General features: G+C 58.0%; 1 pseudogene. It reads left to right on the forward strand.

From position 1 onward, the window contains the following. Positions 1-200: pseudogene (locus BGIM_RS67690) on the forward strand (phage minor head protein); the annotation flags it as partial.

The following is a 200-nucleotide window of genomic DNA, read 5'->3' on the forward strand; positions in this document are numbered from 1 at the left end:
CATGTGTTCATCGCCCACACCAGGTCCGTTCAAACCCTTTTGACCAACCACTACCGCCGCGTCATCCCGGTGTTCGGGGACATGGCGCTCAAGCAGGTCAAAAGCCGCAACATCCAGAAGAAGTCAGCCACGGACCTGTTCGCCACCCTGTCTGAGGACTGGATCAGGCGGGAATCGACCCGCAAGGCAAAATACATCGC

Source organism: Zavarzinella formosa DSM 19928 (assembly GCF_000255705.1).
In the GTDB taxonomy this organism is placed as follows: domain Bacteria; phylum Planctomycetota; class Planctomycetia; order Gemmatales; family Gemmataceae; genus Zavarzinella; species Zavarzinella formosa.